Origin of the sequence: Nonlabens sp. MIC269, from assembly GCF_001430865.1 — a bacterium.
Classification (GTDB): Bacteria; Bacteroidota; Bacteroidia; order Flavobacteriales; family Flavobacteriaceae; genus Nonlabens; species Nonlabens tegetincola.
This window is the reverse complement of sequence record NZ_CP011373.1, coordinates 1406947-1427995: the sequence shown is the minus strand read 5'-3', so window position 1 is coordinate 1427995 and position 21049 is coordinate 1406947. Positions and strand designations below refer to the sequence as shown.

Below are 21049 nucleotides of genomic sequence, written 5' to 3'. Positions count from 1 at the left end.
CTTCAAACTCAATTTCTACCTTATTTTTGCTTATTCAAATTAAGTCTAAATAACAGTTGAGCATAACAATAGCCCATTTAAAAAGAGGTGAAAGCGCCATCATACTACATTTTAATGAAATTGATGTTCCATTAAAATTATTGGAAATGGGATGTTTACCAGGTAATGAAGTAACCGTAATGCAAAGTGCTCCATTTCAAGATCCTATTTACCTAAACATAAATGGTACTCACCTAGCTATACGTAGAGAAACGGCCCAAAAAATATCTGTAGAACGTTATGGCTAGATCGATTAAAGTTTCTCTTATAGGTAATCCAAATACGGGTAAAACATCATTGTTCAATAGATTGACTGGGCTTAATCAAAAAGTAGGTAATTATCCTGGAATTACGGTTGAAAAAAAGGAAGGTATATGCAAACTAGATCGAGGAATTAAAGCTCATATCCTTGATTTACCAGGTACCTATTCTTTAAATACAACCTCACTAGATGAAAGTGTTGTTATAGAAACTTTACTTGATCGTACCTCTAAAGATTTCCCTGATGTTGCTGTCGTGGTAAGCGATGTAGAAAACCTAAAACGCAACCTTTTACTTTTTACTCAAATAAAAGATTTAGAGATTCCTACAATTCTTGTCATTAATATGGCCGACAGGATGAAAAGGAAGGCAATTTCTCTAGACATTAAGCAATTAGAGGAAGACTTAAAAACGAAAGTTGTTCTAGTAAGTTCTCGTAAGAACATAGGAATAGAGGAGCTTAAAAGAGCTATCACTGACTTTAAAAGTTTAAATATTGAGCCTTGTGTTAACGCCTCGGTCATCGATCCTGTATATTTTGAGCGACTTAGAAAGGCCTATCCTAATCAGTTACTGTACAAGTTGTGGTTAGTAATTACTCAGGATGTCAATTTTGGTAAGATTGATAGAAATCGCGATTTAACTGATCTCAAAACCACGTCTTTTGAAATTAAATCTGAAGCAGATTTAAAGAGATTACAGCACAAAGAAACTGTTGTGCGTTACCAATTTATAAATGGTCTACTTAAAAAAGCGCTGTCTATAGATACTGCTACGGCCAAAGATTTAAGATCAAGACTGGACCGTATACTGCTGCACAAAATTTGGGGTTACTTAATATTTTTTACCGTGTTGCTAGTTATTTTTCAAGCTATCTACGATTGGTCTGGTTATCCTATGGATTTCATTGACGAGTCTTTTGCCAGTTTGAGTAGCTGGTTGTCAAACAAGTTACCTGCTGGACCCATAGCCGACTTGCTGTCCGAAGGTATTATACCTGGATTAGGCGGTATTGTCATTTTTATACCACAAATAGCTTTTCTGTTTTTATTCATATCAATTTTGGAAGAAAGCGGTTATATGAGTAGGGTAGTTTTCTTGATGGATCACTTGATGAAAAAATTCGGGTTAAGTGGTAAAAGTGTTGTTCCTTTAGTTTCTGGAACGGCCTGTGCAATTCCGGCAGTTATGGCTACTCGTAACATTGAAGATTGGAAGGAGCGTTTAATCACCATTTTAGTGGTGCCATTTACGACCTGTTCTGCTAGGTTGCCTGTTTATCTTATTATTGTAGGATTGGTTATTCCTGAAGGCAGTATTTTAGGTGGTTTATTAAGTTACCAAGCCCTTACTTTAATGTTGCTGTACCTATTAGGATTTGCTACAGCGATTCTAGGAGCTTGGGTGCTTAATAAGATCTTACCCATTAATAGGAAGTCGTTTTTTGTTATGGAAATGCCTGCCTATAAGCTACCCATACTTAAAAACGTCCTTTATACAGTACTTGAAAAAACAAAAAGTTTTGTCTTTGGTGCAGGAAAAATTATAATGGCAATCTCCGTTATTCTATGGGTGTTAGCAAGTTATGGTCTAGGCGAGCAATATACTAATGCAGAACAAATTGTTACAGAAAAGTACGAGTCAGAAAATTTAAGTGAGAAAGACTTAAATCGAAAGATTGCATCCCACAAATTGGAATACAGTTTTATAGGATATATAGGTAAAGGAATAGAGCCGGTAGTAGCCCCATTAGGATATGACTGGAAGATAGGTATTGCCATTGTAAGCTCATTTGCAGCAAGAGAAGTATTTGTAGGTACTCTAGCTACAATTTATAGTGTAGAAAGTGATGGAGAAGATGAACTTACCATTAAAAACAGGATGAAAGAAGAGGTTAATCCCATTTTGGGAGGACCATTGTTCAATTTTGCTAGTGGTATCTCTTTGTTGCTTTTTTATGCATTTGCGATGCAATGTATGAGTACGCTAGCCATTGTAAAACGAGAAACTAACAGCTGGAAATGGCCAGCCATCCAATTTGTAGCGATGACGGTTATAGCCTATGCTAGTGCCTTGGCTGCATTTCAAATTTTAAAATAATGTATACAGCTCAAATCATTGTAGTCGTAATTCTATTTGTTATAGCACTGTTGTGGTTGTTACGCAAGTATATAGGGCCATCTAAAGACTCACACAATTGTGGTAATGGTGACTGTGGATGTAAGTAAGATAGTGCATTTTCTCGGTTAAATAAGAGTTTTAATGAGTTTAGATTCTGTCTTATATTCGTGAAAAATTTTAATCAACCAATATGAAAACAAAGTTATCGTTGCTATTGTTCCTATCAATAGCTTGTTTTACTTACGCTCAATTAAACTCTGTAGGAAATGTCTCACTACAATTTGGTAGTCATGTTACAGCACCAAAAGGTGATGTGATTAAAGTGGCAGGTGAAGTAGATGGGGTAAGATATGCTCTAGCAAAACACAAGAAAAAATTCTTTATTCAAACCTTTGATGCCTCTTCAAACGATTACCTTAAGTGTAGTAAGGAGTTGAAGATAGAAAAAATAGGAAAAGCTCGTGTTAATATCGAGGACATGGAAATCATCGATGGTAAACCATACATCTTTGGAAACTATTACGATAAAAAAGCAAAACAAGACATCTTTGCAGCATTTCCAATTAAGTCTAATCTTACTCTCGGCAAGCCTATAAAAGCTGTAGCTATTGATGTAGAGAAAAAAAGTAAAAGAGGTTATTTTTTCTATAAACCATCATATGACGAGCGCAATTATATAGTAACTTATGTAACTGTTCGTAGCTGGGAAGAGTCACTTACATATGATGTAACACTGCTAAACGGCGATATGGAGACCGTGTTTACAAAGCATAATGAGCAAGTATTTAAGGACAGGAAAGATCTTGACTTTAGCTTTGACGATTTTATCGCAAATGAATACGGTGATGTATTTGTTGTTATTAGTGATTCCTATAGAGATAAAAAGAAAAGAACTACAGTAACCAGATTGATGATACATGCTTATTATGCAAATAATAATTATGAAATGACTGAGATTCCTGTAGATCTTAAAGGTAAAAAAGTGGTTAATTGTAATATGTTAAACACCTTACAAGGTCGTTTACAATTAGTAGGTTTCTACTCAAACCTTACAAAACGAGGTCGATCAGAATATAGAATTGAAGGTATTTTCAACGTAAGCGTTGATACGGAGACCAATTCAGTCGTAAAAAACAATTTCAATACATTTACTTATGATGTAAAGAAAAAATTAATCGGTGAACGTAGAGCCAAAAAAGGTAAAAACTTACTTCCTTTCTATCGCAATACTCATATCATTGAAAGAGATAATGGTGGTATAATCGTAATGTCAGAGTTTTATCAAACATTTGTTGGGCAAAGCTCGGGTATAGGACCACTAGCCTTCACTCCCATTACTTACATTACTAATGAGGTTATCGTGTCAGCCATGGATGCTGAAGGTAACTTAGAATGGAGTAATGTATTGCCTAAAGAACAAAAAGTAACCGTAACTCAACTATCTATAGGATTTTTTGCTGTTGGTGGTGGTAACGGAGTTAACATTGCTGCAGGATTTATGTTTCCGCTAGGAGTTCTTAATGAGGGACCAGAGTATTTAAGCTCGATTGCTATGTATGAAAAAGGGAAACTATCTGTAATTGTAAACGATGATCCTAAAAATATTGGAATTACTGAAATGGATGACATGCGCAAGGTGCGTAATGTAAAAAAAATGATTCCGGTGTTGTTTGAATTTGATGATGCCACTGGAAAAATGACTCGTACCGATCCTGATGAATACAAGAAAAAGCAACTTGTTTTACGTCCTGCTATTACCTATAGAAAGGCCCCAGGTGAATACGTTATTTTTGCCAGCAATAAGGATAAAAAGAACTTAGGTACTCTTTATCTCAATTAAACATTGAGAAGTTTATAAAAATAGAAGCCTCAACTTATGTTGGGGCTTTTTTTTTTACGCTTTCGCGAAAGCGAACTATAACGATTTCCAGTATACTTTCTTATTTTTACGATAATGAGTAAACAGCCTTTAGGTTTTTTTGATTCTGGAGTAGGTGGAACCAGCGTGTGGAAAGAAGTAATCAAATTATTACCACACGAAGACACGATTTATCTAGCTGATTCTAAAAATGCACCTTACGGTAGACGTAGTAAGCAGGAAATCATTGAGCTGTGTGTCAAAAACACGGAATATTTATTGGATCGTGGATGTAAACTAATAGGGATTCCATGTAATACAGCCACTACAAATGCTATCTCCTATTTACGTGATAACTACGATGTGCCTTTCATTGGAATTGAGCCAGCAATAAAGCCAGCTGCACTTAATTCGACTACAAAAAAAGTAGGTGTGCTTGCTACAAAAGGAACGTTATCTAGTGAGCTTTTTAATAAGACACATGCAGAGTTTACCACGCATGTTAATACAATTGAAATCGTAGGCACAGGAATTGTTGAACTTATTGAAGCCGGAAAAAAGGATACTGTACAAATGCGAGAACTACTCATAGGAATTATTGAACCATTCATGATTTCTGGTATAGACTATTTAGTTTTAGGTTGTAGTCATTATCCTTACATCAAAGATCATCTTGCTGAATTGCTGCCAGCGAGAGTGAAAATAATTGATAGTGGTGAAGCTGTCGCTAGACAAACATTACATGTACTTAAAAACGCTAATCTATTAAACTTAAAGAAAGAATTAGGACATCATTACTTGTATTCAAATCTTAAAACTGACGTACTTTCAGAATTAACCACCGAGGTGAGTAATAAATCAATTAGTTTATTAGATTTTTAAACCCTTATTTGAAGTAACTAAACAGCGATGATTTTTTACTAGGGCTTACTGATAATTCAGTATTTGCTACTATCACACTACCACCTTTTCCTTTTTTATAGGCAGTTACATGGCTAGTGTTTATAAGGTAAGATTTATGTATACGGCAAAATCCTTTATCGTCTAGTAACTCTTCAAAATGCTTAAGTGTTTTTGAAACAAGTTTGGTGTCATTAGTCAAATGAACATGTGTATAGTTATCGTCTGCCTGACAGTATGTTATTTCATTGATAGCAAGAACTTCAAAACCTTCTTGAGTAGGAATAGTTATTTTGTCCTCTAGAACAGGACTACTAGCATGTAATTTTAAGTCTACTTGTAATTCTTCTTCTCGTGCTCTTATATTCTTGACAGTGTCAACAGCTTTAATAAGTTCGTCAATTTCAATTGGTTTAGTTAAATAGTAGGCTGCCTGCATGTTGAGAGCGTCTTTGGCATATTGATCATAGGCTGTGACAAAAATAGTCTCAAAGTCTTTTTGACCTACTTTTTCTAGTATGTCAAAGGCTGTTCCATAGGGCAATTCAACATCTAGAAAAACTAAATCCATGTCTGTTTTTCGTAGTACTTGTAAGGCTTCATCCACATCGGTTGCTTGTGCAATTACCTCTACTTCGGGACAGTATTTTGATAAATAGTTTATGAGAATTTCTCTAGAAATTTGCTCGTCTTCTACGATTACAGCTTTCATGGTTTTGATAGATTAGTTTATTATAACAATCACTGTTGTCCCTATATCGGGTTTAAGATTAGCATCTTCTACAGTAAGAGTGATGTTTTTATTATGAAGTTCATTAAGTAAGTCGATACGATTTTTAATATTGCCTAGACCTTTTGAATCTCGTTTCTTTTGATGTTTCGTTTTAAGCTCTTTGGATTTTTCTCTACCTATCCCATTATCCTGTATTACTACTTTAATCCCAGATTGATTGTGCGGTTCAAAACTTACTTTAAGCAGGCCCTTTTCCTTTTTGTATCGTAGACCATGCCATACAGCGTTTTCAATTATTGGTTGCAGTAGCATAGGTGGAACAGGAATGTTAGACTCCTTTATAGATGGATCTACATTTAATTCAAATTCAAATTTGTCCTTGAATCTCTCATGTTCTAGATGTAGGTAAAGATTGAGTAACTCGATTTCCTTACTAGCAGGAATAAAGTCTAATTCACTGTTTTCTAGCACGCTTCGCATTAGTTTGGAAAAATCTGCTAGATATTTATTGGCTTTACGTTCATCATTAGTAGCGATAAAGTTATTGACTGAATTAAGCGCGTTGAAAATGAAATGAGGATTCATTTGACTGCGCAGGGATTTAAGCGCTAGTAAATGATTATTAATTTTTTGCTGTTTATTGTTACGGTACATGAAATAAGCTAACGTAAGAAGCAGGATTACAGCGGCACCTAGTGAGTAGATTATCCAGCGCTGTCTGCGATTTGCTTCAATAGACAATGCCTGTTCTGCACTGGCTAGGGCTAGTTTGTTGTCAGTCAGTTTACGGTCTTTTTCTAGAGTGAGAATACGTGTTTGTTTTGCGACTAATTCTTTGGCATTACGAGTAGCTTCTTCTAATTGATTTTCTTTCTCAAGGTACAATTGGTCGACGGCTTCAATGTACTTTTCACTGTAGGTTAACGCCTTGCTAGAGTTTCCTTTAATTCGATATAATTTTGAAAGCTCCTTAGATGCATCTTTTAATACATCTAGATCCTCGTTTTTTTCGGCTTCTTTCAGACTTTTTAAATAGTAATCAATAGCATCATCAATTTTGTTTTGCTCTTTAAGAGCGGTAGCAATTTTAAGTTGCTCTTTTTGAAGAGTAAGCTTTGGTGCCTCAGGAGTAATAACAGCTGTTTTATTTGACAAAATACTAGAATCTGAAAAAGCCTCACGATCAGGTGTTATCGAGTCCTTTTCTTTGGCTTCTTCTTCAAATAGCTGTATGTTTTTTTTACGCAGGGCAATCTCCTTGTCATATTGCTGATTAGCATTATAAAAATCGGCAGTTTGAGATTGGGTTACTATGGTATTTGAACGACCTTCAACGGTAGAGTTTGAAATGGCTTTATTAAAATATCCTTCAGCTTTTTCAGTTTGTCCAGCGCGATCAAGATTGTTTCCAATTTTAGTGTTTAGGGAAGTTACCTCATTTAAGTTACCTACTTCTTCAGAAAGTAGTAATGCCTTTTGATACACAGCAATGGCTTGTTGTTGATCGTTAGTTGCAGCATAAGCATCTGCTAGACCTTTTAAACGCTTGATTTCATCATCCTTGTTTTTAAAAGGACCTAGTTCAATAAAAGCCTTTATGGATTCTTGATAATTACCGTTTTCTCTTAAAGCTGAGGCTCTTTTTAAGGAGACACTTTTATTTGCAATAAAATTTATTGACGCTTTAAAATTGTCAATTGCAAGATCATATTGTTTATTATTAAAGTATAAATCACCTAATTTTTCATAGGCTGCGGCCTGTTGTTGTTTTGATAATGATTTTGGATTGTTTGATAAGGCGGCGATTAGGAAATCTGCCGTTTTTTTTGGATCCTTATTAAAATATATTTGGGTACTATCTATGGCTTGTGAGTAAGTAAGATTATTTAAGGAATCATCCTCATCAGTTACCCTAATCTCTAGATCGTCGTTGCTATATACAGTATGATAAACAGTTTCAAAATCAATACCTCGTATAACTAATCTATCTCCATAATTGGCAGGAATTTGAAAATTCCCGCGACTATCTGTACTGGCGTACCTGCCATTTGGACCTTCAATATTGACTCCTACAATAGGTTTTCCGTCTTCCGTTAGTACTCTACCCGAAATGGATAGGCTTGTCTGCTCTGTTTTGGTTTTAGAAAACTTGGACTGCGCATTTAAGGACGTGCAGCTTATAAGTAATATTATTATGACAAGAATCTTTTTCATCATGTGGTAAAACTAGTCATTATTAATTTGATAGTTACTCGTCAAGTTCCTAGAATGGGCCGTTTTAAGGGTTTTTATTATGCTTTCGCGAAAGCGTACTCAACACCTACAATACTTCACTCATTCAAACCTATCGTTCACTCATTATAACTGTGATACACGTAGTTCAAGCCGGTACATTTGATAAAAATAATTGACATGAAAACTATTCTATGTATCTGTTTTCTAGCTGTATGCAGCGCTATGCCAGCTCAGCATCTAGGAAATTTTAATAATCAAGCGGTTCAAATGGATATCTCACGTGCAAATATTGCTACTTCCATGGGTAACGGGTATATCAATCAACAAAAACGCCACCATTCTCAACCCTTGCAACCTAGTAATGTACTTACCTTAAATTTAAAATCCTTATACAATATTGAAGCTACAGATTATACCGCGGTTTTCAATATCAATCAAGTAGGTTCCAGCGCTCAGGAGGCAACAGATTTAATGAATCAAAAAGTAGATGCTATAAAAGCTGCTCTCAAACAAGATGGATTCACAGGACAGTTTTCTATGGATATGATCTCGTTTGTACCGCAGTATGAGATAGAGGTTACTAAAAAATTATTTTCCAAAACTTACACCGAGGTTCCTGTAGGATTTGAGCTTCAACAAAATTTATTGATTAGTTACAAAAACGACGATGACTTTCAAAAAATTCTCACTGCATGTGCAAATAATGAGGTTTATAACCTAGTCAAGGTAGATTACTATGTGAATAACCTAGACGAGATCTATAAAAAACTGCAAGAAAAGCTGTTAGAAGAAGTTAGTGCAAAAAAGAATTATTATGAAGCATTAGGTTTTGATATGAGTACCTACGATGTTTTCATGGCCGATAAAAAGTACTATCACGTGCCTAAGGATTATTACCGAAGCTACCAAGCTGCCGAAAATGTAAGTGTAGAAGCTGCTCAAAAAAAGAAAGTAACCAGGGTAAAAAAACCGACTTCCTATTACTACGATCCAATCTCTTACGATGGATATGATGTTGTGGTTAATGCAGGTATATCAAAACCTGTAATACAACTGGGCATGGATTTGAGCTTACGATATCAACCAAAACCAGAAAAACCTAAGGAGCCTAAACCGGCGCCACCTGCACCTGCACCACCTAAACCTAAAGTATATGTGATCTCGCCAGATGGACCAGTTCACATTAAACAAATGCCAGATTCTTAAAAATATAGAAAGATGAAAAAGCATGTGTGTATTATGCTATTCCTACTAACAACTGTTTTAAGTCATGCACAGGAGCAAGAGGCGATTGTGGTAAATGATAGCTTACCTAAACAGTTCATTGTTTACGGTTTGGCGCCACCTTCTAGAGACGATGTCAAGGAATTCCAAGATAAATATGGGGTTAGCTCTATATCAATGGGATGTGTTATTGATCCACTATCGTCAGTAAAAGCTACTAAAAACAATTGCGCAATAGCTGCCTATTTGGATCAAAAGTATGGCACCGTATGGCGCGAGGAGATTAAATATCATCCCTATGGACTGGTCTTAAAAAATAAAAATAAATAACTATGAAAAAGAAAATATTGATGCTAGGACTAGCTTTAATAAGTATAGCATGCAACGCCGAGAAAAAAGAAACCGAGGTGCGACTTTCGATTAATCAACAAGCACCTATTGATCAATCGGTTGATAGGTCCAAAAAAGCAACCATTCAAATCGCTTTATTATTAGATACGAGCAATAGTATGGATGGACTTATTAATCAGGCAAAATCTCAGCTGTGGGATGTGGTCAATAAAATGACTTCGGCTCATTGTAACGATCAACAGGCAGGATTAGAGATTGCATTATATGAGTACGGGAATTCTGGCCTTTCTGAAAAAGACGATTACATCAGACAGGTGTTACCTTTTTCTACAGATCTAGATATGTTGAGTAAAGAGTTATTTGCCTTGCGCACTAATGGCGGTGACGAGTATTGTGGAGCAGTAATTGACAACTCTATAAAGAAACTGGAATGGCGTGATGGAAAACAGGATCTTAAAATGATTTTTATCGCAGGAAACGAAGGTTTTACACAAGGAACAATTTCGTTTAAGGAGAGTATCATTGATGCGCAAAAAAAAGATATAACAGTAAACACCATTTTTTGTGGTGAATATCAAACGGGTATAAACCTCAAGTGGAAAGAAGGTGCTTCACTAGGTAATGGAGAGTACACCAATATTGATGCTAATAAAAGAACGGTGTATGTCGCGACACCTTATGATGATAAAATTTTAGAACTTAATAATCAACTCAACTCTACCTATATCGCTTATGGTGATTATGGTAATCAAAAACAAAAATTGCAAATTGAGATGGATGTTGAGGCAATGGTTGTGTCTGAAGAGGTTCAGGTAAAAAGATCGGTGGCAAAATCGTCTTCGAATTACCAAAATGCGAGCTGGGATCTTGTCGATAATGCAGGTGATGACAAGCTTTTGAAAAAGATTATAAAAGAAAACAAATCTACTTTACCAGATTCACTTAAGAATAAAAGTGTAGATGAGGTGGCCGCTTTCGCGAAAGCGGAATTAAAAACTAGAAAGCAACTACAAAATCAAATAGCTGGGTTAAACATAAAACGTGAAAAATACATAAGTGAGCAAAACATGACCGAAGGTAATGGCCTAGAAACAGCCATTTTTAAGGTGATCCAAAAGCAAGCAGAAAAAAAGAGCTACACGTGGAAATAAAGGGTTGAATTTTGAGTTTTAATAGAAACGTGCTGTTTGTAGCTTTCTACTGTATTTAATTGAAGTAGAAAACAGCACGTTTTGCTTTTTACAAAATGTGGAAAAAAGAACCTGCGTTGAATAGCGCATCACGACACGTAATTGTACCTTTGATTTTCATCAGAAATAAAAAAGGTTTTGGCTTCAAAAGCAAAAAAGGTTACCCCATTAATGCAACAATACAACAGGATAAAAAGTAAGTATCCAGATGCTTTACTGTTGTTTAGGGTAGGAGATTTTTATGAAACCTTTGGTGAGGACGCTGTGAGAGCAGCACGCATATTAAATATAGTACTTACTAATAGAAACAATGGTGGTGAAAAGACTGAACTTGCAGGGTTTCCACACCATTCTTTAAACACCTACTTACCCAAGTTAGTAAGGGCAGGTGAGCGTGTTGCAATTTGTGATCAATTAGAAGACCCAAAATCAGTAAAAGGTATTGTTAAGCGTGGAGTAACGGAATTAATTACACCTGGAGTAGCGCTTAACGATGAAGTGCTGTCTTCAAAATCGAATAACTTTTTAGCAGCAATTACCTTTTCAAAAAACATTTACGGTGTTGCTTTTCTAGACATTAGTACTGGTGAATTTTTAGTGTCTCAAGGTAATAAAGAGGAAGTTGATAAATTATTACAGAACTTCAATCCTAGTGAACTGCTGGTGCCACGTAGCTTGAAGAAAGAGCTTGCACAACAGTTTCCTTATGACTTGCCATTTTTCCATCTTGAAGACTGGGTTTTTCAAATAGATTATTCACGGGAATCACTTTTAAACCATTTTAAGGTAAATTCTTTGAAAGGATTTGGTGTAGAAAACCTAGAAACTGCGCTTATTTCGTCTGGAGCGATTCTACATTACCTTGCCGAAACTCAACACAACAAAATAGACCATATAGCTAGCATTTCCCGTATTGAGGATGATAACTACGTATGGATGGATAGGTTTACTGTGCGTAACCTGGAGCTTTATCAAGCGCTTAGTTCAGGCGCTGTCACACTAATTGATGTGATTGATAAAACCACTACCGCAATGGGTGGTAGGATGTTGAAAAGGTGGATGGCTTTTCCTCTTAAAAGTATTCAGGAGATCAAACGTAGGCATGATGTAGTAGAGTTTTTTACAAAACAAATAGAACAACGTGAGAGTGTAAAGGATCTTCTTAAGCAAATGAGTGATTTAGAGCGATTAGTGTCTAAAGTTGCTACAGGCAAAATTTGTCCACGAGAAGTTGTTCAGCTCAAAAATAGTCTTGAGGCTGTAGCGCCTATTAAAGAGCTTGCTCAAACGGCAGGAAACAAAGCACTTAATATAATTGGCGAACAATTAAATCCATGTTTGCATTTGATAGACACCATAAAAAGTGCTATACATGAAGAAGCTCCTGTAAATATTTTAAAAGGGACCACAATTGCATATGGATATCATAAGGAATTAGATGAGATAAGGGAATTAGCAACTTCTGGTAAGGAATATCTTGATAAAATGCTAGAAAGGTGTTCTCAAGAAACCGGTATTTCAAGTCTAAAAATAAGCAGTAATAACGTATTTGGATACTATATTGAGGTAAGAAATGCTCATAAGGATAAAGTTCCAGATACCTGGATTAGAAAGCAAACCCTAGTAAATGCAGAGCGTTATATTACTGATGAATTAAAAGAGTATGAAAGTAAAATTTTAGGTGCAGAAGAGCGCATTAATGTTTTACAACAAGAATTGTATGAAGAGGTGGTGAGAGAAATAATGCCTTTTATTAAAGCAATTCAACTAAACGCACAGTTATTAGGAAAGATAGATTGCTTAATCTCATTTGCAGATCATGCCTTGATTTCCAATTATGTTAGACCAGAATTACTGGAGGAAGACGTTTTGGAAATAAAAAGTGGTCGTCATCCGGTAATTGAAAAAATGCTACCAGCAGATACTCCTTATATTCCTAACGATGTTAGGTTGGATAGGGAATCCCAGCAAATAATTATGATTACTGGACCCAATATGAGTGGTAAATCTGCTATTCTTAGGCAAACTGCACTTATAGTGTTATTAGCCCAAATAGGAAGCTTTGTTCCTGCGGAGAATGTTCAAATGGGAATTGTAGATAAAATATTCACCCGTGTGGGCGCTAGTGATAATATTTCTCAAGGAGAGTCAACATTTATGACAGAAATGAATGAGAGCGCTAGTATTCTTAATAACATCTCTGAAAATAGTTTGGTGCTTTTAGATGAAATAGGTCGTGGGACTAGTACTTATGATGGTATTTCTATTGCTTGGGCTATAACTGAATATTTGCACGAGCATCCTTTTAAACCTAAAACCTTATTTGCAACTCACTACCATGAGCTTAATGAGATGACGGACAAATTTGAACGTATCAAAAATTATAATGTTGAGGTAAAAGAACTTACTGATAAAGTTCTTTTTATGCGTAAACTGGTTCCAGGTGGTAGTCACCATAGTTTTGGAATTCACGTAGCAAAGATGGCAGGAATGCCACAGCAAGTTATTCTTAAAGCAAATAAAATTCTAAAGACGTTAGAGCACTCTCACAAGCAGCAAGATGATCAAAATGCACTAAGTGCTTTACAGGATGAGGAAATGCAACTTAGTTTTTTTCAACTGGACGATCCGTTGTTAGAGGATATTAAAAATGAAATATTACAGGTTGATATAGATACACTTACCCCAGTAGAAGCTTTGATGAAACTTAATGAAATAAAGAGGATGTTGATTGGTAAAAACAAAGTAGATTAATAATTTTTCATTTTTTTCTTTGACTTGTGATTAAAGTTGTTAAATTTGCAATCCGATTTGAAAAAGTCGATTGTTCATCAACAAAATGAATTGCGAAAGTAGCTCAGGGGTAGAGCATCACCTTGCCAAGGTGAGGGTCGCGGGTTCAAATCCCGTCTTTCGCTCTAAGTTCGATTAATACGAATTAAACAGTGCCGCGGGCACTTCCATGCTGAAGTGGTGGAATTGGTAGACACGTTGGACTTAAAATCCAATGGGCAGTAATGCCCGTACGGGTTCAAGTCCCGTCTTCAGTACTTATAAAAGCTCCTGTAATTTCAGGAGCTTTTTTATTATATTAAAATGAAAATGTTTTCAATAAAAAAATCCGCTGGAACTCCAGCGGATTTTTTATGAATTAAAGTTTGAGAATTTACTTACCAGTAACTTTTTTGGCAGCATCTTTCATTCCTTCTTTAGCATCTCCAGCGGCTTTTTTCATATCATCACCTGCCTGCTCTAGAGCCTCTCCAGCATCTTTAATACCTTCTTTTGCTTTTTGAACTCCTTCTTTAGCAGCACCTTCAAGGTTTTCTGCTGCATTATCCATCGCCTCTCCAGCCTCATTTAATCCATCCTTAGCGTCTTCCATTGCTTCATCAGCAGTTTCCATTGCCTTATCAGCAGCATTTTCTAATCCTTCACCAGCCTCTTCTAGTCCTTCTTTTGCGCTTTCAGTAGCATTTTCAACACCATCTTTCGCATCCTCCATTCCTTCTTTAACTTCTTTACAGCTTACTACAAAGATCATTGCTAGTGCAGCAGCACCCATTAATAATTTTTTCATTTTTTGTTTATTTTGATAATTGATTTAACAAATGTATGTTTTTTAAGAAAACTACAGTAAAATTTGTTATAAAATCAAAATTGTTCCACGATTTACGCCTTTCATCGATTAAAAACAGGGGAATAGTTATACTTTTTCACTCAAGTATTTCCAGTACCTTTTTGGAACGTGCTGTATATGAAGTTTTAAATTTTTTCTAGATTCTATGTTGGTACTCTTAAAATATTGATTCCAAAGATTTGTGTAATTATTTTCTTTAAGTTGTTTAGTGGTGAGTAAATTTTTATCTCCTAGTCCAGTCTGAATAGTGTTATAAATTCCTTTTTTATTTTGAGTGGTTAGATCAATTGTTATTTCCTTAACTGTTTTTAGGTCATAGAATATGCCATAAGATCTCTTTAGATCATAAATAATCCATTTTTGATCCGCGTACCTGGATTTAAAATGTTTTGAAATTAGCGGAAGAACATTAAAATCGGGTTCAACGTTAGCATAATAAATATCTCCTTCAATCAAATGAAATCTTACAAAGGCTTCCATACGATGTTTTTCTCGATGAACTTTTTTTACAAGTTTATCAAAGCTTAGAACAATGTCATTAGCAGCATCATTTAAAATAGATTTGTTATTGGATATACTTGTTTTAATTATGTAGAAGAGTAAATTCTCTACATTATGACTCTCACTAAGAAAAGCTATAAAAATTTTGTTTAAACCAGAGATGCCAAAAAGTTGCAACAATTTTTTTTGAAGTCTTTTTACTTTTATCTCGTCTGTAATTACTTCTTGGGTTTTGTTAAATATTTCAGGCTGATAGACGCGGACGGATCGAATTTCTACCGAATCAAGCTTATAAAGATAGCTGTCGAATATGGCACAAAGTAAACCGTCAAAAGTATCATCATATACTAAAATCATGAAAACAAGGTTAACTGATTATTTAGATGGGTTGAGTATTTACTGCTACTCTCTTGCAATATCTTATTTTTTAATTGTAATGGAGTAAGGTCTTTTTTCTCAAAATACGTTGAATCACATGTAATAAAATACCTACTTCTGTTTAAAGCGATTCCAATTTTTTTGAGATGTTCCCAATTCAACTTTCGATATCTACGTGCATTAATTATTTTTCTTACCGATTTCATTCCGACACCGGGAATACGCGATAGCATTTCCTTGGAACATCTATTAATATCTAAAGGAAACAAATGTAAGTTTCGAAGTGCCCAGCTTAATTTAGGATCAATATCCATATCTAAATTTGGTTGATCTTCATTTAACAACTCTCTGATATTAAAACCGTAGAACCTAAGTAGCCAATCTGTTTGATAAAGTCTGTTCTCCCGTATTACGGGTACTGCAGTACCTATCGAAGGCAGTCTTTTATCATCTGCTACGGGAATATACCCAGAGTAGTAAACTCTTTTCATTTTAAAATTCTTGTAAAAGAAATGAGCACTATACATAATATCCTTGTCTGACTCGCCTGTTGCTCCGACAATCATTTGTGTGCTTTGTCCAGCAGGAGCGTATATAGGTGTGTTTTTTATTAATCTTTTCTCCGATTGATATATCTCAATGTTAGATTTAACCGCCTTCATGGGTTGTATAAAATCTTTATGATCCTTGTCTGGGGCTAATAGTTTAAGACCTTCTTTTGTAGGAATCTCTATGTTCACTGATAAACGATCAGCGTATAGACCAGCTTCTTTCATAAGCTCATCGCTAGCACCTGGAATAGATTTTAAATGTATGTAACCGTTAAAATTCTCTTCTTCTCTCAGTTTTTTGGCTACTCTTATGAGCCTCTCCATAGTGGTATCTGGATTTTTAAATATTCCAGAACTCAAAAACAGCCCTTCTATATAATTACGCCTATAGAAATTTATAGTTAGATCTACTACTTCTTGTACTGTAAAAGCAGCACGTTTTATATCATTAGACTTTCTAGTAACACAGTATGCACAATCAAATATGCAATGGTTGGTAAGCAATATTTTAAGCAATGAAACACACCTACCGTCTTCCGTATAGCTATGACAAATCCCTGTACCGTTAGAATTACCCAATCCGCCATTTTTATTTGCCCTTTTACTTCCGCTACTACTACAACTCACATCGTATTTTGCTGCATCAGCCAGGATTTCTAATTTTTCTTTGATTCTTTCGTAATTCATTTTAATTCATGTTTACTTCATCACTGCGTTTTCCGGTTGAATTACCTAGTCTGCGATCTCTCAAACTGGTTTGTTTATCTAGCCTGTGAATGGTTTGTGGGTTGTCTTCAGCGTATCTAGGATCTTGGATATAATCCATTTTGTCCATATGTGTGACCTCAATAGAGTAAAAGTCAAATTCTTCTACTACCTTGCCGGTGACTTTATATATTCCGCTTCCGCGAAAGCGTAATTTTGAAGCCACTTGAGGAAACATCACGGTATCAAAAAAACTACCATCACGGTCTAAAAAAGTACCAAACTGCATACGTTTTCTATTTGAAGTATGAGTAGTTTTAATGTTGATTACATACCCGTATATTGTTATTATTTTACCTTTTTTTGATGGTAAATCTTTGTGAGTTAAATCGTTGTCGGGCTGTTGAGCCAAAAGTTCAAAATGGGAACATAACGGAAAACCTAGTAGTTCCATTTGCTCAAAAGCATGTTCTAGTTTTGAAGTTTTTAGTTGCGGTAAATTGACCTTTTTATTTTGTGGAGCAAACAATTTACTTTGTACATCAACTGCGGTTTTTTTGTTGAGTTTAAAGTATGCCTGCCACAATACAATACATCTGTCTAAACCCGTAAATCTAAAAGCATTTATCCTAATTAGAATAGCCGCTTGGTCTGCGCTTATAGGAACTCGATTTATAAAATCGTCAAATGAATTAAAAGGCCCATCAAAATTTCTACTCTCAAGAAGGCGCTGTATAGTACGTTTTTCTAGTTCTTTTAAGTAACCTAAGGCTAGGTATATGGTTGTTCCTTTTATAGTATTCTGAAAATCACTGTTATTTATACAAGGTGCCTCTATGGTTGCTCCACACATTTTAGCCTCATGAACATATAACTCTGGTCTGTAAAAGCCACCGCCGTTATTAAGTGTGGCTGTCATGTACTCTAATGGGAAATAGCGTTTTAAATACAGACTTTGATAACTCTCAACAGCATATGATGCCGAGTGTCCTTTGGCAAAGGCATACCCTGCAAAGCTTTTAATTTGTTCCCAAATTTCTTTTGCTTGCTTATCGTCACGGCCATGTTTTTTACAATTGTCAAAATATTGTTTTTCTACGGCTTTAAATTCCTCTCTAGATCTATACTTACCGCTCATTCCCCTACGTAAAACATCTGCAGCACCTAAATCTAATTTTGCATAATAATGAGCGACCTTGATAACGTCTTCTTGGTACACCATTATTCCATACGTGTCTGGCATAATACTAGACATGATTGGGTGTGCTTGCTTGCGACGCTCGGGATATCTAGTACGCAGTATGTACTCTCTCATCATACCGCTTTGCGCTACTCCTGGTCTTATCACAGAACTAGCGGCTACTAAACCTAAGTAATCATGGGTGCGCAATTTGCTCAACAACATGCGCATGGCTGGTGATTCAATATAAAAACAGCCTATACACTTTGCTTGCGATATCATGGCATTAATCTCAGGATCTTCTTTAAACTCTTTTACGCAAGCTCTCAAGTCCTTAATATTGGCATTTGGCTGGTTATATTTAACGATACTCACGGTATCTCGTATTTTTCCTAAACCTCGTTGTGCCAGAATATCAAATTTGTGAATTCCGGCATCCTCTGCAATGTGCATGTCAAATTGAACAGTAGCAAATCCTTTAGGAGGTAAGTCGGTAGCGCTGTAATAATGAATATTTTTTTGTGTAATTAAAATACCACCAGCATGAATACTTATATAATTGGGCATGCCTTGTATAAGGTTACCGTACTTAAAAACCAGTCGGTGCATATCGTCCATTTCATGAGCAGGTAGTTGCCCGCTGGTAAGTTTGTCAATATCGCTTTTAGGTAGTCCAAATACTTTACCCAATTCTCTTATTACGGCTCTAAATTGAAAAGTGTTGTAGGTTCCTAATAGGGCTGTGTTTTTGAATCTTTTAAAGATAAACTGTGTAATATCTTCACGGTCGTCCCATGAAAAATCTAGATCAAAATCTGGTGGGCTGGTCCGGTAGTCATTAATGAATCTTTCAAAGTATAAGTCTAGATCTATAGGGTCAACCTCTGTTATTTGTAGTAAATACGCTAGTATACTGTTTGCGCCGCTACCACGACCTACATAGAAATAATTACGTTCACGGGCATACCGGCAAATTTCCCAATTAATCAAAAAGTAAGCGACAAAACCTTTGCGTTTTACAGTAGTAAGTTCTTTTTCAATGCGCTCGTAAATAGCAGTTTTGTCAACCACGTCCTGATATCGCAAGTTAATCCCGTCATGTGCTAGTTGACTAAGTAACTTGAAATCATCTTCTTTATTTTCTGTAAAAATTTGCTGATTTTCATTGAGTTGGGCATTATCAAAGTTAAAATCTATAGAGCATTGTTGCAGTAGCTTTTCTGTATTCTCGATTAACTCAGGAAATGATTTAAAATGCTCCTGTAGTTCTTCTACGGGAATCATTTTATCGTTAGGATGCCCTTGTTGATCTTCGGGTAATTGACTTAATAAAAGATTACGATCAATAGCACGTAGCAATCTGTGTGCGTTATAATCCCTTTTGTTTCTAAAACTTGTAGTTTGTAAAATAACAAGGTGGTCCTTGTAGCTCGCATACTTGGTAAAAATCAATTTGCGTATCGATGCTGTTGAGATTCCTATTTTTTCGCTTTCGCGTAAGCGTACTATTCCCATTTCCATCACTCGTTCTAGAGGATAGACTACATAAGCGTGTTTAAATATAGGAGCTCTATCGGGTAGAGTTTTTTTACTGTGTAAATGATCGGATAGAAAGGAGTTGAGTTCTTGAAATCCTAAATTATTACGAGCTATACCTACATACAACTGCTTATTGTCATTGCGAAAATCGATTCCTACAATACTTTTTAGGTTTTGTAGGGTGCACAATCTTACAAAGTTTAGACAAGCACTAGTGTTGTTGATATCAGTAATCACAAAATGTTTTACACCACATTGTAAGCTTAAATCAATCAATGATTGCTCATCATAGGTACCGTATCTTAAGGAGTAATAGGTGTGATTGTTTAAATACATGTTGTCTGAAGCTTAATGCCTAATATGATTGTGTTTTTTCTTATTTATTGCTTGCGATGAGCTAGTACTACGGGTGGTAAGCCATTGAATGGATTCATCATGCGTCCTATAGTTTTGGCACCCATTCCAGAGGCGCGTATTACTTTGCGGTCACCATATTTTTCTCTTATGTGGTCTAGGGCGTGGTATAAATTGAGTGCTTGTTCTGTATCATCAAATAGGTTTATTTGATAGCTGCCAGTGACTAGGTGTGAAAATCTCACACCTATTAATCGCACTCTTAACCTACGATTGTACAGTTGTTTAAATAATTCTAGCACCTTGGGAATCAAAATATGATCTGCACTGCAATAGGGTATTTTGACCTGTTTACTATAGGTGTTAAAATCAGAGTAACGTATTTTAATACTCACACAAGCGGTTAATTTCTCACCGCGTCTTAATTGAAAAGCTAGGTTTTCTGTCATAGCGGTAAGTATGCTGTGTAATCGTTTTACGTCTATAGTGTCTTTGTCAAATGTGCGCTCGGTTGATATAGACTTACGTTCGTTAAATGCAATAACAGGCGTGTTGTCTATACCATGTGCTCTACGCCATATGAGTAAACCATTTTTACCTAATACATTTTGCATAACATCACTAGGCATTTCTTGTATGGTTTTTATTTTTTTGATTCCTAGGTTACGTAGGGTTTGATATGTTTTATCTCCGACTTGAGGAATCTTTTTTATGGACAATGGCGCTAGAAAAGGTTTTTCTAAACCATAATCAATCATAAGTTGATTGTTAGGTTTTGCCTCGCCGGTAGCTACTTTAGAAACAACCTTATTGATGGACAAACCAAATGAAATAGGTAATCCGGTCTCTCTTATAATCCTACGCCTCATCTCAGTAGCAAACTTGTAACAGCCGTAGAATTTGTCCATTCCTGTTAAATCGGCATAAAATTCATCTATGCTAGATTTCTCAAAAAGAGGAACCTCTTCTTTTATTATTTCGGTTATTTCGTCTGAATGCTTTGAATACACACCAGCATTACCCCTGATAACGATAGCTTCTGGACACAGTTGCCGGGCCAGTTTCATGGACATACCACTGTGTACCCCATAACCGCGAGTTTCATAACTGCATGCCGCTACTACACCACGATCACTTGTGCCACCTACTAGTATAGGTTTTGTTTTTAACCTAGAATCCATTTTGCGTTCAACAGAAACGTAAAAAGTATCTAGATCTAAATGCATGATGTGTTTTTTTTGAACTGACATTTATGTCTTTACTTTAAAATTAGAGGTTAAAAAACCTCA

At 35.7% G+C, this 21049-nt stretch carries 15 protein-coding genes and 2 tRNA genes; 10 read left to right on the top strand and 7 right to left on the bottom strand.

Features of this window, described 5'->3' with window-relative positions; all coding sequences use genetic code 11:
- Nucleotides 1-56 precede the first annotated feature (56 nt).
- From AAT17_RS06685 to murI, 4 genes are all read left to right on the top strand, one after another.
- On the top strand, nt 57-287 hold the full coding sequence (locus AAT17_RS06685) for a FeoA family protein (RefSeq protein WP_042276422.1): 231 nt from the start codon (nt 57-59) through the stop codon (nt 285-287).
- Entirely contained in the window at nt 280-2400 is a 2121-nt protein-coding gene (feoB, locus tag AAT17_RS06680; RefSeq protein ID WP_060523373.1) for a ferrous iron transport protein B, read from the top strand. The genes AAT17_RS06685 and feoB overlap by 8 nt, the downstream gene beginning before the upstream one ends.
- A gap of 211 nt (nt 2401-2611) precedes the next feature.
- Nucleotides 2612-4261, top strand: coding sequence for a hypothetical protein (locus AAT17_RS06675; RefSeq protein WP_060523372.1), 1650 nt, complete (start codon nt 2612-2614; stop codon nt 4259-4261).
- Nucleotides 4262-4375: 114 nt separating this feature from the next.
- Nucleotides 4376-5161, top strand: coding sequence for a glutamate racemase (gene murI / locus AAT17_RS06670; protein WP_082586920.1), 786 nt, complete (start codon nt 4376-4378; stop codon nt 5159-5161).
- A 4-nt stretch (nt 5162-5165) separates the two neighbouring features.
- On the opposite strand, the gene AAT17_RS06665 is transcribed toward murI, so the two are convergent.
- Nucleotides 5166-5891 carry a LytTR family DNA-binding domain-containing protein gene (locus AAT17_RS06665; protein WP_060523371.1) on the bottom strand — a complete coding sequence of 242 codons (726 nt, stop codon included), beginning with the start codon at nt 5889-5891 and terminating at the stop codon, nt 5166-5168.
- A gap of 12 nt (nt 5892-5903) precedes the next feature.
- Nucleotides 5904-8129, bottom strand: a complete 2226-nt coding sequence (locus tag AAT17_RS06660; protein ID WP_060523370.1) for a histidine kinase — start codon at nt 8127-8129, stop codon at nt 5904-5906.
- Nucleotides 8130-8324: 195 nt separating this feature from the next.
- On the opposite strand from AAT17_RS06660, the gene AAT17_RS06655 reads away from it, so the two are divergent.
- The 6 genes from AAT17_RS06655 to AAT17_RS06630 all read left to right on the top strand — a co-directional run bounded on the left by AAT17_RS06655 (nt 8325) and on the right by AAT17_RS06630 (nt 13962).
- Nucleotides 8325-9353, top strand: coding sequence for an SIMPL domain-containing protein (locus AAT17_RS06655; protein WP_060523369.1), 1029 nt, complete (start codon nt 8325-8327; stop codon nt 9351-9353).
- Between the two features lie 12 nt (nt 9354-9365).
- Nucleotides 9366-9701 (top strand): hypothetical protein, encoded by a 336-nt coding sequence (locus tag AAT17_RS06650; RefSeq protein ID WP_060523368.1) that lies wholly within the window; start codon nt 9366-9368, stop codon nt 9699-9701.
- A gap of 2 nt (nt 9702-9703) precedes the next feature.
- Nucleotides 9704-10873 carry a VWA domain-containing protein gene (locus AAT17_RS06645; protein WP_060523367.1) on the top strand — a complete coding sequence of 390 codons (1170 nt, stop codon included), beginning with the start codon at nt 9704-9706 and terminating at the stop codon, nt 10871-10873.
- Between the two features lie 177 nt (nt 10874-11050).
- On the top strand, nt 11051-13666 hold the full coding sequence (gene mutS, locus AAT17_RS06640) for a DNA mismatch repair protein MutS (protein ID WP_060523366.1): 2616 nt from the start codon (nt 11051-11053) through the stop codon (nt 13664-13666).
- Between the two features lie 92 nt (nt 13667-13758).
- A tRNA-Gly gene (locus AAT17_RS06635) sits at nt 13759-13830 on the top strand.
- Between the two features lie 46 nt (nt 13831-13876).
- Nucleotides 13877-13962, top strand: a tRNA-Leu gene (locus AAT17_RS06630).
- Nucleotides 13963-14078: 116 nt separating this feature from the next.
- Here the strand turns inward: AAT17_RS06630 and AAT17_RS06625 are convergent.
- From AAT17_RS06625 to dinB, 5 genes are all read right to left on the bottom strand, one after another.
- On the bottom strand, nt 14079-14492 hold the full coding sequence (locus AAT17_RS06625; RefSeq protein ID WP_060523365.1) for a hypothetical protein: 414 nt from the start codon (nt 14490-14492) through the stop codon (nt 14079-14081).
- A 126-nt stretch (nt 14493-14618) separates the two neighbouring features.
- The gene (locus AAT17_RS06620; protein ID WP_060523364.1) at nt 14619-15410 is read right to left on the bottom strand and encodes a TIGR03915 family putative DNA repair protein; all 792 of its coding nucleotides are present in this window, start codon (nt 15408-15410) and stop codon (nt 14619-14621) included.
- Nucleotides 15407-16669: a putative DNA modification/repair radical SAM protein gene (locus AAT17_RS06615; protein ID WP_060523363.1), complete on the bottom strand. Its 1263-nt coding sequence runs from the start codon at nt 16667-16669 to the stop codon at nt 15407-15409. The genes AAT17_RS06620 and AAT17_RS06615 overlap by 4 nt, the downstream gene beginning before the upstream one ends.
- A gap of 1 nt (nt 16670) precedes the next feature.
- Nucleotides 16671-19742 (bottom strand): DNA polymerase III subunit alpha, encoded by a 3072-nt coding sequence (locus tag AAT17_RS06610; protein ID WP_060523362.1) that lies wholly within the window; start codon nt 19740-19742, stop codon nt 16671-16673.
- A 44-nt stretch (nt 19743-19786) separates the two neighbouring features.
- Entirely contained in the window at nt 19787-21010 is a 1224-nt protein-coding gene (gene dinB / locus AAT17_RS06605; protein ID WP_042276398.1) for a DNA polymerase IV, read from the bottom strand.
- Between the last annotated feature and the right edge of the window lie 39 nt (nt 21011-21049).

Coding starts and splice junctions, on each gene's coding strand:
- feoB (WP_060523373.1), top strand. CDS start 280: ATGGCTAGATCGATTAAAGTTTCTCTTATAGGTAATCCAAATACGGGT.
- AAT17_RS06675 (WP_060523372.1), top strand. CDS start 2,612: ATGAAAACAAAGTTATCGTTGCTATTGTTCCTATCAATAGCTTGTTTT.
- murI (WP_082586920.1), top strand. CDS start 4,376: ATGAGTAAACAGCCTTTAGGTTTTTTTGATTCTGGAGTAGGTGGAACC.
- AAT17_RS06665 (WP_060523371.1), bottom strand. CDS start 5,891: ATGAAAGCTGTAATCGTAGAAGACGAGCAAATTTCTAGAGAAATTCTC.
- AAT17_RS06660 (WP_060523370.1), bottom strand. CDS start 8,129: ATGATGAAAAAGATTCTTGTCATAATAATATTACTTATAAGCTGCACG.
- AAT17_RS06655 (WP_060523369.1), top strand. CDS start 8,325: ATGAAAACTATTCTATGTATCTGTTTTCTAGCTGTATGCAGCGCTATG.
- AAT17_RS06650 (WP_060523368.1), top strand. CDS start 9,366: ATGAAAAAGCATGTGTGTATTATGCTATTCCTACTAACAACTGTTTTA.
- AAT17_RS06645 (WP_060523367.1), top strand. CDS start 9,704: ATGAAAAAGAAAATATTGATGCTAGGACTAGCTTTAATAAGTATAGCA.
- AAT17_RS06625 (WP_060523365.1), bottom strand. CDS start 14,492: ATGAAAAAATTATTAATGGGTGCTGCTGCACTAGCAATGATCTTTGTA.
- AAT17_RS06620 (WP_060523364.1), bottom strand. CDS start 15,410: ATGATTTTAGTATATGATGATACTTTTGACGGTTTACTTTGTGCCATA.
- AAT17_RS06615 (WP_060523363.1), bottom strand. CDS start 16,669: ATGAATTACGAAAGAATCAAAGAAAAATTAGAAATCCTGGCTGATGCA.
- AAT17_RS06610 (WP_060523362.1), bottom strand. CDS start 19,742: ATGTATTTAAACAATCACACCTATTACTCCTTAAGATACGGTACCTAT.
- dinB (WP_042276398.1), bottom strand. CDS start 21,010: ATGTCAGTTCAAAAAAAACACATCATGCATTTAGATCTAGATACTTTT.